Genomic DNA, 13,822 nt, shown 5'->3' on the forward strand with positions numbered 1-13,822 from the left:
CAAGCCTGAGCGAGGGGCGGCCGTTGCAGGAGCGGGTGTTAGCCGGCCAGGCTGCAACGGCCTCCATAGGGTCCAAGGGGATGCCCCCCTGATAGGATTGACCGAAGATCAACATGTCGCGCACGCTGGTCGTATCCTCTCCCCTGCGCAGCAGGTCGAAGAACCATGGGCCATCAGCGGTCTCGCCGTAGAGGACAGCGCCGACGATGCGATCGTCCTTGAGGATAAGCCGCTTGTAGACACCGCCGTGATCGTCTTGCAGCACAATTTCCTCGCGGTCGGCGCCGCTGGCGAAGTCGCCCGCCGAGTAGACTGAAATGCCAGTGACCTTGAGCTGTGTAGCCGTCTGCACCGGGCGGAACGCGGCTGGTTTGCCGACCAGCGTGCTGGCGATGACCTTGGCCATGTCGTAGAGCGGCGCGACCAGGCCGTAGCAGACAGCCTCGTGTTCGACGCACTCGCCGAGCGCCAGGATGTGCGGGTCCGAGGTCCGCATCTGGTCATCGACGACAATGCCGCGCTCGACATGGAGACCGGCATCGGTGGCAAGGCGCGTCTCCGGACGGATGCCCACGGCCATGACGACAATGTCGGCAGCGTATGTGGTGTTGTCGTCGAGCAGCACCGCCTCCACCTTGCCGTCGCCGATAATCGCAGAGGTTTGGGCGTTGCAATGCACCACGATGCCCCGCGCTTCGAGCGCGCGCTGCAACAGCTGGCCGGCGGTGGCATCGAGCTGGCGGTTCATCAGGTGGCCGGCAGCATGGAGTACGACGACCTCCATACCGCGCAGCCGCAAGGCCGCAGCAGCCTCCAGGCCAAGCAACCCGCCGCCGATCACGACCGCACGCGCACCGGGTTGCGCCGCAGCTGCAATCATGGCGCCGACATCGTCGAGATCGCGGAACGCGACCACGCCGGGCAGTTCCCTGCCCACGATAGGCGGCACGAATGGCGCGGAGCCAGTAGCAATGATCAGCTTGTCATATGGAGTTTCGCCCGAGCGGGAGATCACCACCTTGCGGTGGCGATCAATGGCGCTCACGTGCTCGCCGAAGCGCGTTGTGACGCCACGCTGTGCGTACCAGGCAGCATCATGGGTGATGATCTGCTCGTAGGTCTTCTCCCCGGCCAGTACGGGCGAGAGCATCAGGCGGTTGTAATTGCCCCGCGGCTCCGCGCCGAACAGGGTGACCCGGTAGGCGCCGGGCGCCTCCTCGAAGAGGTGCTCCAGCGCCCGACCGGAGGCCATGCCCGCGCCGACCACCACCAGTCTTTGCACGGGCTGGCTCATGCCGTCATCCAGAGCAGGCATGCCGCCAGCTTGCCCGGGCGCATGATCAAGCCGCCTCGACGAAACGGTGGCGTTCGTAGAGGAACTTCAGCACCGACTCGCGGCACTTGAGGTAGGTCCGGTCGGCCGCCAGCTCCAGCCGCTGGCGCGGACGCTCCAGCGGCACCTCGAGGATTTCGCCGATGCGCGCAGACGGTCCGTTCGTCATCATGACGATGCGGTCGCTCAGCAATACGGCTTCGTCCACGTCATGGGTGATCATGATCATGGTGTTGCCAAGCTTTTTCTGGATGTCCATGACCGCATCCTGCAGATGCGCCCGGGTGAGCGCGTCCAATGCGCCGAAGGGCTCGTCGAGCAGCAGGATCTTGGGCTGCATGGCCAGCGCACGTGCGATGCCGACGCGCTGCTTCATGCCGCCCGAAATCTCGGTCGGCCGCTTGTCCTTGGCGTGGCTCATCTGGACCAGATCGAGATTGTGCATGATCCAGTCGTGCCGCTCGGCGCCGGTCTTGCTGCGGCCGAACACCTTGGCAACGGCCAAGTTGACGTTCTCGTAAACGGTAAGCCAGGGCAGCAGGGAATGGTTCTGGAACACCACGGCGCGCTCCGGCCCCGGCCCGTTGACCTCACGGCCCTCGAGCTGGATGCCGCCGGAGGAGACTTCGGCCAGGCCGGCAATCAGGTTCAGCAGCGTGGATTTGCCGCAACCGGAATGGCCGATGATAGAGATCACCTCGCCGCGCTGGATGTCGATGCTGATGTCCTTGAGCACTTCCGAGCGGACGCCGCCCCGGTCGAAGTGTTTGTCGACGTTTTCGATCTTGAGATAGGTCATGTGCCGGTCCTCAATTCGCTGATGTGCCGCGGGTGACGAAGGCGCCGATGGCTGAGACCAGCTTGTCGAGAATGAATCCGACGAGTCCGATATAGGCCAGGGCGACGATGATGTCGGAGAGGCGCGAGCTGTTCCACGCATCCCAGATGAAGAAGCCGATACCCACGCCGCCGGTGAGCATTTCTGCGGCGACGATGGCGAGCCAGGAGAGGCCGACGCCGATGCGCAGGCCGGTGAAGATGTAGGGCGCCGCAGCCGGGATCATGATCTTGAAGAAGAACTCGAACTGGTTGAGCTGCAGGATCTTGGCGACGTTGCGATAATCCTGCGGAATGTTGCGCACGCCGACGGCGGTGTTGATCAGCACTGGCCAGACCGAGGTGATGAAGATCACGAAGATGGCCGAAGGCGCTGCGTCCATGAAGGCCGCCAGCGACAGCGGCAGCCAAGCCAGCGGCGGTACGGTGCGTAGAATCTGGAAAATCGGATCGAGCCCGCGCATGGCCCAGATGGATTGGCCAATCAGCGCGCCCACCGATACCCCGACCACCGCAGCCAGACCAAAGCCGATTGCCACGCGCTGCAGCGAGGTCAGCACCCGCAGGCCCAGGCCGATGTCACCCTGGCCGTAGTCGAAGAACGGGCTGTAGATCAGCTCTGCGGCTTCCGCCCAGATGCGGCTCGGCGCTGGCAGCGATGCGCCCGGGGAAGAGCAGACGATTTCCCAGATGATCAGACCAAGCGCCATGACCACCAGTGGCGGCACGACATTGGCAGCGACCTGGCCGAGCGTCTTCTGCCAGGAGTTGGGCCGCGATGCTGGCTTGGGCAGGGCGATGACTTCTGCCTTGGCGGAGGCGGCGGGCATAGCCGGGGTGACGAGGCGCTGTACGGTGGCGGTCATGGTCAAAGGTCCTTTCGGGGCGGAGCCGGGAAAGGGTGCGGGGCATGCCCCGCACCGCGTTGGGTCAGACCATCGCCTTGATGGCGAGGCTGTCGAGATAGGCGGTGGGGTTGGCGGGGTCGAACACCTTGCCGTCGAAGAAGGTCTCGGGACCGCGCGACGTGCCTTCCGGAATGTCGGCCGCAGCGACACCGAGCGCGGCAGCGGCGCCGCGCCAGATGTCCTCGCGGTTGACCTGGTCAACGGTCGCCGCGATGTCGGTGGTACCCGGCAGATAGCCCCAGCGAATGTTCTCGGTCAGGAACCAGGCATCATGGCTCTTGAACGGATAGGACGCGTGGTCCTTCCAGAACTTCATTTCGAGACCGGTCGCAGTCGCGACGCGACCATTGCCATAGTTGATATCGCCCTTGAGGCGGCCGGCGACGTCGGCGGCAGGAATGTTGAACCAGCTGCGCTTGCCCAGGATTTGCGCAAGCTCTTCCTTGTTCTCAAGTGCATCGGCCCATTGCGCCGCTTCCATCACCGCCATCAGGATCGCCTGGGTGGCAATCGGGTTGGCCTCGATGAACTCGTTGCGCAGGCTGAGCGCCTTCTCCGGGTGCCCCTTCCACAGCTCACCGGTGGTTGTGGCGGTAAAGCCAATGCCCTGGTTGACCAGTTGTTCGTTCCACGGCTCGCCGACGCAGAATGCGTCCATGGTGCCGACCTTCATGTTGGCGACCATCTGCGGCGGCGGCACGGTGATGAGCGAAACCTCGCTCGTCGGGTCGATACCGCCAGCCGCGAGCCAGTAGCGCATCCACAGATCGTGGGTGCCGCCTGGAAAGGTCATGGCGACATTGACTTCCTGGCCGGCTGCCTTGCGCTCGGCGAAGATTGCCTTGAGCGGGCTGGAGTCGAGGCCGACACCGGCATCCTTGTAGCCCTGACTGACCGAAATAGCCTGCGCATCGAGATTGAGCCGCGCAATAATCGACATCGGCACAGGGTTGCCACCGGTCACCGTACCAAGGCTCATCAGGTAGGGCATGGGGGTCAGGATATGCGCGCCATCAATGCCGTTGGCAGCACCACCAAGCACCAGATTGTCGCGTGTTGCGCCCCATGAGGCCTGCTTCATCACCTCGACATCAGGCACGCCGTGTTTGGCGAAAAGGCCCTTCTCCAGCGCGATGATCAGGGGTGAGGAATCGGTCAGGGCAATGAAGCCCAGTTTGGCCCCGGTAACTTCCGGACCTGCGCCCTGCGCGAAGGCTCCGGAAGGAAACAGTGCCCGGGCAGCGATCAAGGTCGCGGCAGTTGCCGTTGCCCCTTTGAGAAAGCTACGGCGGGTGGTCGTGGTCTGCGTCATCAAGTTCTCCATCTGCACCGATTGAGAAAACAAAAAAGCTGCCAACGGATGAGCATGGTCTTGCGACTGCATGCAGCACCTGTTGGCAGCTTTGCCTGGGAACGCCCATCATTGGACGTCGACTAAAAGGATCGTCTCGGGAGGAGCGCCTTCGAGAATAACATTGCAGGAAGCGTGCCAAGTCGAGTAATGCGCGATTTATCCTGTCTTGGCAGTGGTTTAGATTTCAGCGGCAGAATCTCGGTTCAAGTCGCCTCTGTCTAGATGGCTCAAAACCGCGCCAAACTGCTCATCTAACGGGCAGTATTGGGTCGTGCCCAATATTGGCTCAGACTTCCGGCGTCTGCTTTGCCAGGTAGGCCTCCAGCGCATCGGAGTCGAAGACTTCGCCATCGAAAAAGAGGTCCGGTCCGATGGTGAGGGTGCCGTTTTGTGCGGCAATGTCTCCGGCTGCGGCGCGTGTGCCCTCTGTCTTATAGTCTGCAAACGGCGTGGCCGCGCCTAGCGGCGCAAGGGCGTCCCTATAGAGGTCTGGGCGGAAGCATGCGGCCGCGATTGCGGCATTGCTCGGACTCGCCGCAACTTCGCCCCATCGAACCATCTGCGTATAGTACCAGAGGGCATGGCTCTTCCACGGGAAGTTGGCGGCGCTGGCATGCGGAATGAAATAGTCCGCCACGTGCTGGATGTGGCCGCCTCCCGTGTCGAGCATGCCGCTGAGGGATCGTCCGACGATTTCAGCGGGGGCGTTAAGATAGGCGCTGCCTGACATGATCTGCGCAGCCTCGGCGTGGTTGGCCGGGTCGGCGCACCATTGTCCCGCGCGGTAGACCGCACGAATGATGGCGGCCACGAGGTCGGGATGCGACTCCGCCCACACTGCCCGCATGCCGACGACCTTGTCGGGGCTGGACTGCCAGATCGACGCCTTCACAGTCGCGATATGGGCGCTGGCCGATGCGACGCCGATGCTATTCCAGGGTTCGCCGACGCAATAGCCGTCAATGCCGCCGCTCATGAGCGCGTCCGGTAGCAAAGGTGGTGGCAGCACGACGATCTCGATGTCGCGATCCGGCCTGATGCCGCTGGCCGCCAGCCAGTAGCGCAGTTCATAGTTGTGCGAGGAGGTCTGATGCACGACGCCAAAGCGCAGTTTGCGCGGACTGGATGCCACGACCTTGGCGAGAGCAGCGCCAGCGGGCCTGGCCGCAAGATCGCCCGGCGCGCCTTGATCCGCCATGGCGCGCCAGAGGTCGGCGCTGACAGTGATGGCGTTGTTGCCCAGGCCCAATACGACCGGTGTGATCATCGGCGTAGCGAGTGGCGTAATGCCGAGGCTGGCTGCGAGCGGCATGGGCGCCAGCATCTGGGTAATGTCGAAATGCCCGAGGGCAGCGCGGTCGCGGATATTGGCCCAGCTGGTCTCGCGCACCAGATGCAGGTCCAGCCCCTCGTCTTCGGCAAAGCCTTTTTCGCGCGCCAGCACCAGCAGCACGCTGTCGAGCAAGGGCAGGAATCCGGCGGTGAGGTGGGTCGTGGACATGGGGCTTCCTATGGGCCGAGAAGATCGGCTGCGGTCACAAGGCTCTGGGCGATGTCGACCATCCTCCGGTTCTGGTTCATGGCGGTGGAGCGGAGCAGGGCATAGGCATCGGCCTCGCTCAGCCCGCGGCTGCGCATCAGGATGCCCTTGGCCTGCTCGATGACTTTGCGGTCTTCCAATTCGCTGCGCGCCTGCTCGAGTTCCCGGGTCAAGCGGGAAAAAGCATTGAAGCGCGAGATCGCCATGTCGAGGATGGGCTTGACGCGTTCTTTCTTGAGCCCGTCCACCACATAGGCCGATACACCGGCCTCGACTGCCTTCTCGATCATCGCGCCGTCGGAGCGGTCGACGAACATGGCTATGGGGCGCTGGATGGCCCGAGACAGCGAAAAGAAGTGCTCCAGCGTGTCGCGCTTGGGATTTTCGAGGTCGATCACGATGACATCGGGCGCGGTGGCGGCAATCGTCCGCCCGACCTCGTTGACGTCGTGAATGACGGCGACGCGCTTGTGCCCGGCCTCGCGCAGCCCATCCTCGATGATGGACGCACGAATACGATTCTCGTCGATAATCAGAATGGAGAGGTCGGAATTGGGCATCGGCGGCAGTTATGCCTGTGCCCAGATAAACCACAAGGGTACGAACTGCACAATTCGTATGCAATTTTGCGGCCTGGGGGCCGGCCCGAGCTACACTTTGGCGTTGATCTCGCTCCGCCAGCTGTACTGCGGCGAGTAGCCCAGCATCCGCTTGGCCTTCTCGATCGACAGCAGCGTGCCATTGGTTGTCAGGTTGCCCTTGGTCGGCACGGATGGAAACACTTCGGCCAGCAGCGACATGTTGGATCGGCTCATGACGGTATCGGCATTGGCGATGATGAAGGCCTCGAAGCCGGTAAAGTCGGCCTGGATTGACCGACGGACCGCCTGGGCACCGTCTCGGGCGTCAATATAACCCCACAGGTTCCATTTGCGGCTGCGCGGATCGGCGTCGAACTTGGGGAAGGCGGCATAGTCTTCCGGGTTCATGACATTGGAGAAGCGCAGGCCGACGATGCGGAGCGACGGATCCCAGCGGCAAAACTGTGCGGCCATGGTCTCGTCGAGCAACTTGCCGAGCGAATAGGCCGATTCGGGGCGGGGATAGTATTCCTCGTCGACCGGCGCATAGGGCGGTGGCGTTTCGAAGGGCAGGCCGAGCACGGTCTCGCTGGACGCGAAGACGATGTTTTTGATGCCCGCAAGCCGGGATGCCTCGAAGACATTGTAGGTGGTGGGCACATTGTTGGCGAAGGTGCGCGCATTGGCGGCGAGGCCGGGGGCCGGAATGGCCGCCAGATGCACCACGGCATCGAACGGCCCCTTGCGCTCGTCCACGCCACCGAGAATCGCAGCGGCCACTTCACCGAAATTGGTCAGATCGATCCGTACGGAAGGGCAAATGGGATCGGCGAGGGCCTGCTGGTCGATGTTCAGCACATCGTAGCCGTGCGCAACGAGGTCGCGCAGCACGGCACGCCCGAGTTTGCCGCTGCCGCCGGTAACGAGAACCTTGGCCATCCTAACCTCCTCAAATTGCAGGACTTGTACCCTGCCGTTGCGAGAACGTGGCACGGAATACCGGCGCTGCCAACCGGCACGCGAACACCGATCTCTCAAAATTCGCTACTGATGGCGGCTTTGATTATCAGCGGCTGCGACCATCAGACGTGGTTTCGATCGGCGCCGCCCTATGTCCTCCAGCGCGACAGCGCTGATCCAGGAGAGAGCTTGCCGCAGGAATGAACGCTTTCTGAACGTCGATCTCAGCATCGGTTCAAGGCGGTGGTGGCAATCTCTCAATCATGGAAACGCAATTCTCTTCCAGGGAGAGAACAAATGAACAAGCAGCAGGAAAAAGTACTGGTCGCCGGCCTCTGTGGCCTGGTCGTTGTCGCCGCCGGCGCCTTTGCCGTACAGCCAGCGATGGCCGCAGGTTACCAGGTCGACCAACTTGCCCAGGTTACGGGCGTCGCTCATTGGGACAACCTCAATGTCCGCAAGTGGCCCGCCTCCTATTCGCAGAAGATCGGCGCCTACGAGCCAGGCTCGCATGTCTGGGTTGAGCGCTGCATCGAAGCCCAGGTCGGCGCCGACTGGTGCCTCGTCGATGGCCAGGGCGTCTCCGGTTGGGTCAATTCGAAATACCTGACCGTCGTCTATGACTGGGACATCTGATCCCTGTCGGGAGCGCTTCGTTTCGAAGCGCCCCTGATGTCGGCGAAGGCGGAGACCTGCCGAGCGATGGCATAACATCGCCGCAGATCACTGTCGTCACTCGGTCGGGTCTCCACCTCCGCCGACATACCTTGAGTTTCGTGCCTGCCTCCTTCCCATGCTCTGTTGACTTTTCCGGTCCTGCGCTGTTCTGAGAACAGCCTGGGCCGGAGTTTTTTTATATGGATGCCAATCCCGTTCTCGCCGAAACCGTTCGCGGCAACTGGGTGGAAAATCTCCACCGCGGCGCCTACGCCGTCGTCGACGCCGAAGGCACGATCATCGCCTCGGCCGGCGACATCGAGCGGGCGATCTTTCCGCGCTCCGCCATCAAGTCGATGCAGGCGCTGCCCATCTTCGCGCGCCACGCCGACGAACAATTCCACCACACGTCCGAAGAACTGGCGCTGGCCTGTGCCTCCCATCACGGCGAGGACGTCCATGTGAACACGGCAGCCGGGCTGCTGTCGCGACTTGGCCTGTCAGTGGCAGACCTCGAATGCGGTGCGCATCAGCCCACCAACAATGCGGCGCGTGAGGCCTTGCGGGCTGTCGGTGCCGAGCCTAGCGCGCTGCACAACAATTGCTCGGGCAAGCACTCCGGCATGCTGAGTGTCGCGGTGGCCATGGGTATCCCCACTGCCGGCTATGTCGGACGCGAGCACGAGGTGCAAAAGCAGGTTCGCGCCGCGGTTGAGGCAGTGATCGGCGAGCCGCTGACCGAGGGCAAGTGCGGCACCGATGGCTGCTCGATCCCAACCTTCGCCGCACCATTGCGTGCCTTCGCCTACGGCTTCGCGCGCATGGCGACCGGCAAAGGCATAGCGCCGGAGCTGGGGACCGCTGCTCGCCGCCTGTTCGACGCAGCGACTTCCCATCCGCACCTGGTGGCGGGCACGGGCCATGCCGACACCCTAATCATGCAGGCATTCAACGGCCGCTTGATGCAGAAGGTCGGCGCCGAGGGCGTGCAATGCGGTGCAATCCGTGACAAGGGCTGGGGTTACGCGCTCAAATGCGACGATGGCAACATCGCCGCATCGCAGGCCATGCTGGCCGGCCTGCTGCTCAAGATCGCCGATCCCGACGAGGCGCAGCGAGCAGTCCTGCAGAAGTGGGCAACGCAACCGATCAACAACGTTCGCGGCGCCGAAGTCGGCATGATGCGCACGCTGACCTAGCGACCTTTCGTCTGCTGGTTTTGGTCGTGGCTGGCATTAAGCTGGCGCAGTTCACGCAGCCCGGGGCGGCGCCACATGAGCAAACTGACCATCCTGATTGTCGGCGGCTACGGCACTTTTGGCGGGCGTTTGGCTGAGCTGCTGGCAGGCGAAACGCGTGTAACGCTACTGATTGCGGGCCGGTCGTTTGAAAGGGCTCAGCAGTTCATCTCGACGCTGTCTGCGGGCGCCGAGAAGCGGCCGGTGGCCTTTGATCGACGGACTGCAACGGTATCGGACATCCGAGCCCTTGCAGCCGATATCGTCGTCGATGCGACGGGCCCTTTCCAGCACTATGGCGATGATCCATACCGCCTAGTCAGGAACACCATCGAAGCCGGTGCCAGCTACATGGACTTGGCCGACAGCTCAGCTTTTGTCGGCGGCATAGACCAGTTCGATGCAGATGCCCGCGCCGCCGGGGTTTTCGTTCTGTCCGGCGTCAGCAGTTTTCCAGTGCTGACCGCGGCAGTGTTGCGACAGTTGTCCACTGGCCTGACTGATATTGACAGCATGCGCGGCGGCATCGCCCCATCGCCACACGCCGTCGTGGGACGGAACGTAATCGAAGCCATCCTGAGCTACGCAGGCAAGCAGCTACCGCTGATCCGCGACGGTCACAAGGCGGCCGGCTATGGTCTCACCGAGACCATGCGTTACACCATCGCGCCGCCCGGCCACTTGCCGCTGTGGAACACCCGGTTTTCGCTGGTCGACGTCCCGGATCTCCTGCTTATTCCAGCCGCTACGACCGGTCTCAAGACCGTCTGGATGGGCGCCGGAACTCGGCCGGAATTCCTGCATCGGGCGCTGAATGGCCTCGCCTGGCTTGTGCGTCTCAAGCTGCTGCCCGGCCTGTCCTGGCTTGCGGCCATCGTCTTTCAAGTACAGCGCGTTTTGCGCTGGGGCGAGCATCGCGGTGGGATGTTCGTTGAAGTGACCGGAACTGGTCCTGCGGGTCCGGTGCGGCGCTCGTGGCACTTGGCAGCCGAGGGCAGCGATGGCCCTTACATTCCGTCCATGGCGGTGCAGGCGCTGGTGCTCAAGCGGCTGGAGGGCCACTCTCCAGCGCCTGGTGCTCGCTCCGCCATCGCGGCGCTGGAGCTCTCCGACTATGATCGCGTCTTCGCCGGGCGGACGCTCTACAGCGGGTTTCGTGATGACATCGAGCTCTCCCGGTCGCTCTATGCACGGCTACTTGGCTCGGCTTGGGACCGACTCCCCGAGCCAGTTCGCATCATGCACACCGATATCCGCAAGGCCCGAGGCCAGGCGGTGGTGGAAGCGGGCGATGGGTTGCGCGCCCGAATTGCCCGGTGGCTTTTCGGCTTTCCATCGGGGGGTGAGCGCGTGCCAGTGACGGTTGAGTTCAGCACCAGCGGTGGTGTTGAAACCTGGAGGCGCAGCTTTGGCGGACGGTCGTTCGCCAGTGTCCAGTCCGCCGGTACCGGCCGCAACGACAGGCTCATGGTGGAGCGCTTTGGTCCGGTGCAGGTCGCATTGGCGGTCGTCAGCGATGATCAAGGGCTTCGCCTGATCATCAGACGCTGGACCCTGTTCGGGCTGCCCATGCCCATGGCGCTCGGCCCGCGTGGCGGGGGTGCGGAGACGGTGGAGCAAGGGCGTTTCACCTTCGATGTGGAAATCGGCCATGCCCTGACGGGCATGGTCGTTCGCTATCGCGGCTGGCTGGTCCCTGAGGGCTAGTTGGCTGCCAGCCAGGCCTTTGCCGCCTCGATGTCGATTGTCGGGTCAGTAATCGTTGCCGGTGCCAGATCGACAAAGGCTTGATACGCCTTGCGCGCGTCCTCGATTTGTCCAAGCGCTGCATAGACGTCGCCCGCATGTGCCTGGATGGACGGATCGTCCGGTGACAGCGCCAGTGCCTCTTCGAAATGAGGCAATGCGCCGGCGTCGTTGCCCTGCAGGTGCATCAGCCAGCCCAGCGTATCCATATAGTTGGCTACCTCGGGATCCGCGGCGACGGCCTTTTTGGCCAGTGCAAGTGCCTGCTTGTAGTTGGTCCCTTCGAGGACGTAGCTCCAGGCCAGACCGTTATAGCCGGCCCCCTGCGCCCTGGGAGTGTCACTATCAGCCGCCTGCTGCATCAATTCGCGCGCCTTGGCCAGATCCTGCGGTACCAGGATGCCGTCCGAGTAGATCGCGCCGGCATTGGACCAGCCCATGGGATCGCCGGCATCTGCGCCCTGCAGCGCCAGCTCAATGGCCCGCTCACCCGATTGCTCCAGGCCGCCGCGACCCTCCTCGTACATCACGCCCAGATTGACCATGGCATTGGAGCTGCCACCCGCTACGGCCAGCTCGTACAGCCGGACGGCCTCGACCTCATCCTGTTCCACGCCACGGCCGGTTTCGTAGAGATAGCCGAGGTTGGCGGCGCCATAGGATTCGCCGTTCTTGAAGGCGGTCTTGTAGAACTGGGCGGCCTTGACGAGGTCGGGCTCGACGCCCCGGCCATACTCGTACATGACCCCCAACTCGTTGGTCGCCCAACCGATGCCGCCATCGCTGGCCACTGTCAGGTACATCAGTGCCTGCTCAAAATTCTCCGGTCCGACAACGCCGTAGGCACTGAAATAACCCAGGTTCATCGCCGCAACCGGCAGCCGATCGATCTCGTAGGCTTGTTCGTAAAGGGCCAGCGCCTGCGCATTGTCGGGTTCGACGCCATCGCCATACTCGTACATCTCGCCGAGCGAGTTGACGGCCATGCTCAGTTCGCTTTCGGCAGCAATGCCATATTGCGCTATCGCCCCGCTAAAGTCGCCGGACACCTGCAGGACGCGGCCGTAGAGATAGTGGTCATGAGGCGTGGCGCCGACTGCCTCGGCAGCGGCCCGGCAGGCGGGCAGGGCGGCATCGATATCCATGTCATCGCGCTCAATGCCGGCGCCGGCGGGCGTCGCGGGATCAAGCGGGCTGGCTGCCAGCGCCTCGCAAGAGGCAGCGATGTCTTGAGCGAGCGACGGTGAAGCGATCACCATTGCCGTAGCGAAAGCCAAGCCAAGTATATGAACGCGCATGTTTGATATCCCCTCACAGACATCATTACTCGCGCGCAGCAAATGCGATGACAAGCCCGTTTCGGCTAGTTGACGCTCACGTTTGGATATTTGGTTACATTGGCCAGCAGGTCTGGTTCAACTACCTCTGTCCAGGCAAGACCCACGACGGCGTGCTCGGTCGGCGAGGCGATCAGATTGTCGCCCAGTCGCACGGCGCCGGCCTCATCGACCACGCTGACGCCGATGCCGATATTACTGTTTGAAATCACGTTGCCCGAGATCAGCACATTGCGCAGGTACGGGCCGTAGCCGGCGGCAATGCCGATGCCTGGAACGTTCTGCACCGTGTTGCCGGTGATGGCCGTTTCCGCCTCGGCATAGATCCCGATGGGCAGCGTGTCGGGATTGACCGCTGAGACGGGCGTGATGTTGCGCACGATGTTGCCCGAGCAGACGGCCAGTTGGCCGCCGTCATCGAGATTGGTGATCGAAATGCCGGTGGCGGCCCCATCGATGATGTTATTGGTAATTATCGAGCCAGAAAAGGCGAACTCGGAGAAGATGGCGACCTCGCCCGATCGCAGGCAGGTATTGCCGCTGACCTGCGTATTGTTGGTCGAGTTGAGGCGCACGGCGGTGAAAGCGCAATCGACGATATGATTGTCGCTGACGATCACTTCGTCGGCCTTGAAGACATTGATGCCATTGCCATTCTGGCCGTTGCCGCCGCCCTTCCATCCGATGTTGGAGATGCGGTTGCCTGAGATGATCGACGCGTCAGATCCGTTCTCGCCACGCCAGATGCGGATACCCGCATTGCCGCAGCCGTCGATACGGTTGCCGCTGATAAAGTGGCCACGCCCGTCCATTGAGTGGATGGCCGCGTCGCCGATGCCAGAGAAAGCGCAGTCGCGGATGGTCAGCGCGGAATCATAGAGACGGATGGCAATCTCCGGCACGTCGTGGAAACCGCAGCGTTCGAAGGCCACGCTGCTGGCAGATTCGAAACTGAAGAGATTGTTTGCCGCGTCCGAGGTCGTCCCGCCGTAAAAGTCGATATCCCGGAACAGGACCGAGCCGCGCTCGTAGATGTTGGCAATTGTGGTGATGGCTGCGCCGGGATGTGGCGCAAGGGACGACAGCATCGGCGCGCCCTCCATGACCAGTCCCCAAGGCAGGTTAAGCCCCTGCGCCCGGACACTGCCGGGCGGCAGGCGCAGGACCTGACCGGCACCGACCGCCAGGTCGATGGCCCGTTGCAGAAGTTCGCTCTGATCGGCTTCAGACCCGGGAACGAGGCCCAGGCTTGTTGCATCCAGGGTCGTCTGGGCGCGAACGGGCGTGACCGCAAGTGCAGCAAATCCGGCAATGAGGTGTCGGCGTTTCAT

The 13,822-nt window shown here is 63.0% G+C and carries 11 protein-coding genes and 1 pseudogene; 3 read left to right on the forward strand and 9 right to left on the reverse strand.

Annotated features, from left to right (window positions below; all coding sequences use genetic code 11):
- Nucleotides 1-19 precede the first annotated feature (19 nt).
- The 7 genes and pseudogenes from IM737_RS19090 to IM737_RS19120 all read right to left on the reverse strand — a co-directional run.
- Nucleotides 20-1,294: pseudogene (locus IM737_RS19090) on the reverse strand (NAD(P)/FAD-dependent oxidoreductase); the annotation flags it as partial.
- 46 nt (nt 1,295-1,340) lie between these two features.
- Nucleotides 1,341-2,132, reverse strand: a complete 792-nt coding sequence (locus IM737_RS19095) for an ABC transporter ATP-binding protein (RefSeq protein WP_236896782.1) — start codon at nt 2,130-2,132, stop codon at nt 1,341-1,343.
- 10 nt (nt 2,133-2,142) lie between these two features.
- The gene (gene ntrB, locus IM737_RS19100; protein ID WP_236896784.1) at nt 2,143-3,036 is read right to left on the reverse strand and encodes a nitrate ABC transporter permease; all 894 of its coding nucleotides are present in this window, start codon (nt 3,034-3,036) and stop codon (nt 2,143-2,145) included.
- A 64-nt stretch (nt 3,037-3,100) separates the two neighbouring features.
- The gene (locus tag IM737_RS19105; RefSeq protein ID WP_236896787.1) at nt 3,101-4,390 is read right to left on the reverse strand and encodes a CmpA/NrtA family ABC transporter substrate-binding protein; all 1,290 of its coding nucleotides are present in this window, start codon (nt 4,388-4,390) and stop codon (nt 3,101-3,103) included.
- Between the two features lie 328 nt (nt 4,391-4,718).
- Nucleotides 4,719-5,933, reverse strand: a complete 1,215-nt coding sequence (locus tag IM737_RS19110; protein WP_236896789.1) for a CmpA/NrtA family ABC transporter substrate-binding protein — start codon at nt 5,931-5,933, stop codon at nt 4,719-4,721.
- 8 nt (nt 5,934-5,941) lie between these two features.
- Entirely contained in the window at nt 5,942-6,532 is a 591-nt protein-coding gene (locus IM737_RS19115; RefSeq protein WP_236896792.1) for an ANTAR domain-containing response regulator, read from the reverse strand.
- Nucleotides 6,533-6,622: 90 nt separating this feature from the next.
- Nucleotides 6,623-7,492 carry an NAD-dependent epimerase/dehydratase family protein gene (locus tag IM737_RS19120; RefSeq protein WP_236896794.1) on the reverse strand — a complete coding sequence of 290 codons (870 nt, stop codon included), beginning with the start codon at nt 7,490-7,492 and terminating at the stop codon, nt 6,623-6,625.
- Nucleotides 7,493-7,810: 318 nt separating this feature from the next.
- Between IM737_RS19120 and IM737_RS19125 the strand changes: the two genes are divergently transcribed.
- The 3 genes from IM737_RS19125 (at nt 7,811) to IM737_RS19135 (ending at nt 11,115) form a co-directional block, all read left to right on the forward strand.
- The gene (locus tag IM737_RS19125; protein WP_236896795.1) at nt 7,811-8,149 is read left to right on the forward strand and encodes an SH3 domain-containing protein; all 339 of its coding nucleotides are present in this window, start codon (nt 7,811-7,813) and stop codon (nt 8,147-8,149) included.
- A 221-nt stretch (nt 8,150-8,370) separates the two neighbouring features.
- Entirely contained in the window at nt 8,371-9,369 is a 999-nt protein-coding gene (locus tag IM737_RS19130; RefSeq protein WP_236896796.1) for an asparaginase, read from the forward strand.
- Nucleotides 9,370-9,444: 75 nt separating this feature from the next.
- Nucleotides 9,445-11,115 (forward strand): SDR family oxidoreductase, encoded by a 1,671-nt coding sequence (locus IM737_RS19135; RefSeq protein WP_236896798.1) that lies wholly within the window; start codon nt 9,445-9,447, stop codon nt 11,113-11,115.
- Here IM737_RS19135 and IM737_RS19140 read toward each other — a convergent pair.
- A complete protein-coding gene (locus tag IM737_RS19140) occupies nt 11,112-12,452 on the reverse strand; it encodes a tetratricopeptide repeat protein (RefSeq protein ID WP_236896799.1) in 1,341 nt (446 codons plus the stop codon). The genes IM737_RS19135 and IM737_RS19140 overlap by 4 nt on opposite strands.
- 65 nt (nt 12,453-12,517) lie before the next feature.
- Nucleotides 12,518-13,822 carry a TIGR03808 family TAT-translocated repetitive protein gene (locus IM737_RS19145; RefSeq protein WP_236896800.1) on the reverse strand — a complete coding sequence of 435 codons (1,305 nt, stop codon included), beginning with the start codon at nt 13,820-13,822 and terminating at the stop codon, nt 12,518-12,520.

Source organism: Devosia sp. SL43, assembly GCF_021729885.1.
GTDB lineage: Bacteria > Pseudomonadota > Alphaproteobacteria > Rhizobiales > Devosiaceae > Devosia.

Excerpts from the sequence above, each read along its gene's own strand:
- IM737_RS19105 (WP_236896787.1), bottom strand. The coding sequence starts at position 4,390 with ATGACGCAGACCACGACCACCCGCCGTAGCTTTCTCAAAGGGGCAACG.
- IM737_RS19130 (WP_236896796.1), top strand. The coding sequence starts at position 8,371 with ATGGATGCCAATCCCGTTCTCGCCGAAACCGTTCGCGGCAACTGGGTG.
- IM737_RS19110 (WP_236896789.1), bottom strand. The coding sequence starts at position 5,933 with ATGTCCACGACCCACCTCACCGCCGGATTCCTGCCCTTGCTCGACAGC.
- IM737_RS19140 (WP_236896799.1), bottom strand. The coding sequence starts at position 12,452 with ATGCGCGTTCATATACTTGGCTTGGCTTTCGCTACGGCAATGGTGATC.
- IM737_RS19145 (WP_236896800.1), bottom strand. The coding sequence starts at position 13,822 with ATGAAACGCCGACACCTCATTGCCGGATTTGCTGCACTTGCGGTCACG.
- IM737_RS19125 (WP_236896795.1), top strand. The coding sequence starts at position 7,811 with ATGAACAAGCAGCAGGAAAAAGTACTGGTCGCCGGCCTCTGTGGCCTG.
- IM737_RS19135 (WP_236896798.1), top strand. The coding sequence starts at position 9,445 with ATGAGCAAACTGACCATCCTGATTGTCGGCGGCTACGGCACTTTTGGC.
- IM737_RS19115 (WP_236896792.1), bottom strand. The coding sequence starts at position 6,532 with ATGCCCAATTCCGACCTCTCCATTCTGATTATCGACGAGAATCGTATT.
- IM737_RS19120 (WP_236896794.1), bottom strand. The coding sequence starts at position 7,492 with ATGGCCAAGGTTCTCGTTACCGGCGGCAGCGGCAAACTCGGGCGTGCC.
- IM737_RS19095 (WP_236896782.1), bottom strand. The coding sequence starts at position 2,132 with ATGACCTATCTCAAGATCGAAAACGTCGACAAACACTTCGACCGGGGC.
- ntrB (WP_236896784.1), bottom strand. The coding sequence starts at position 3,036 with ATGACCGCCACCGTACAGCGCCTCGTCACCCCGGCTATGCCCGCCGCC.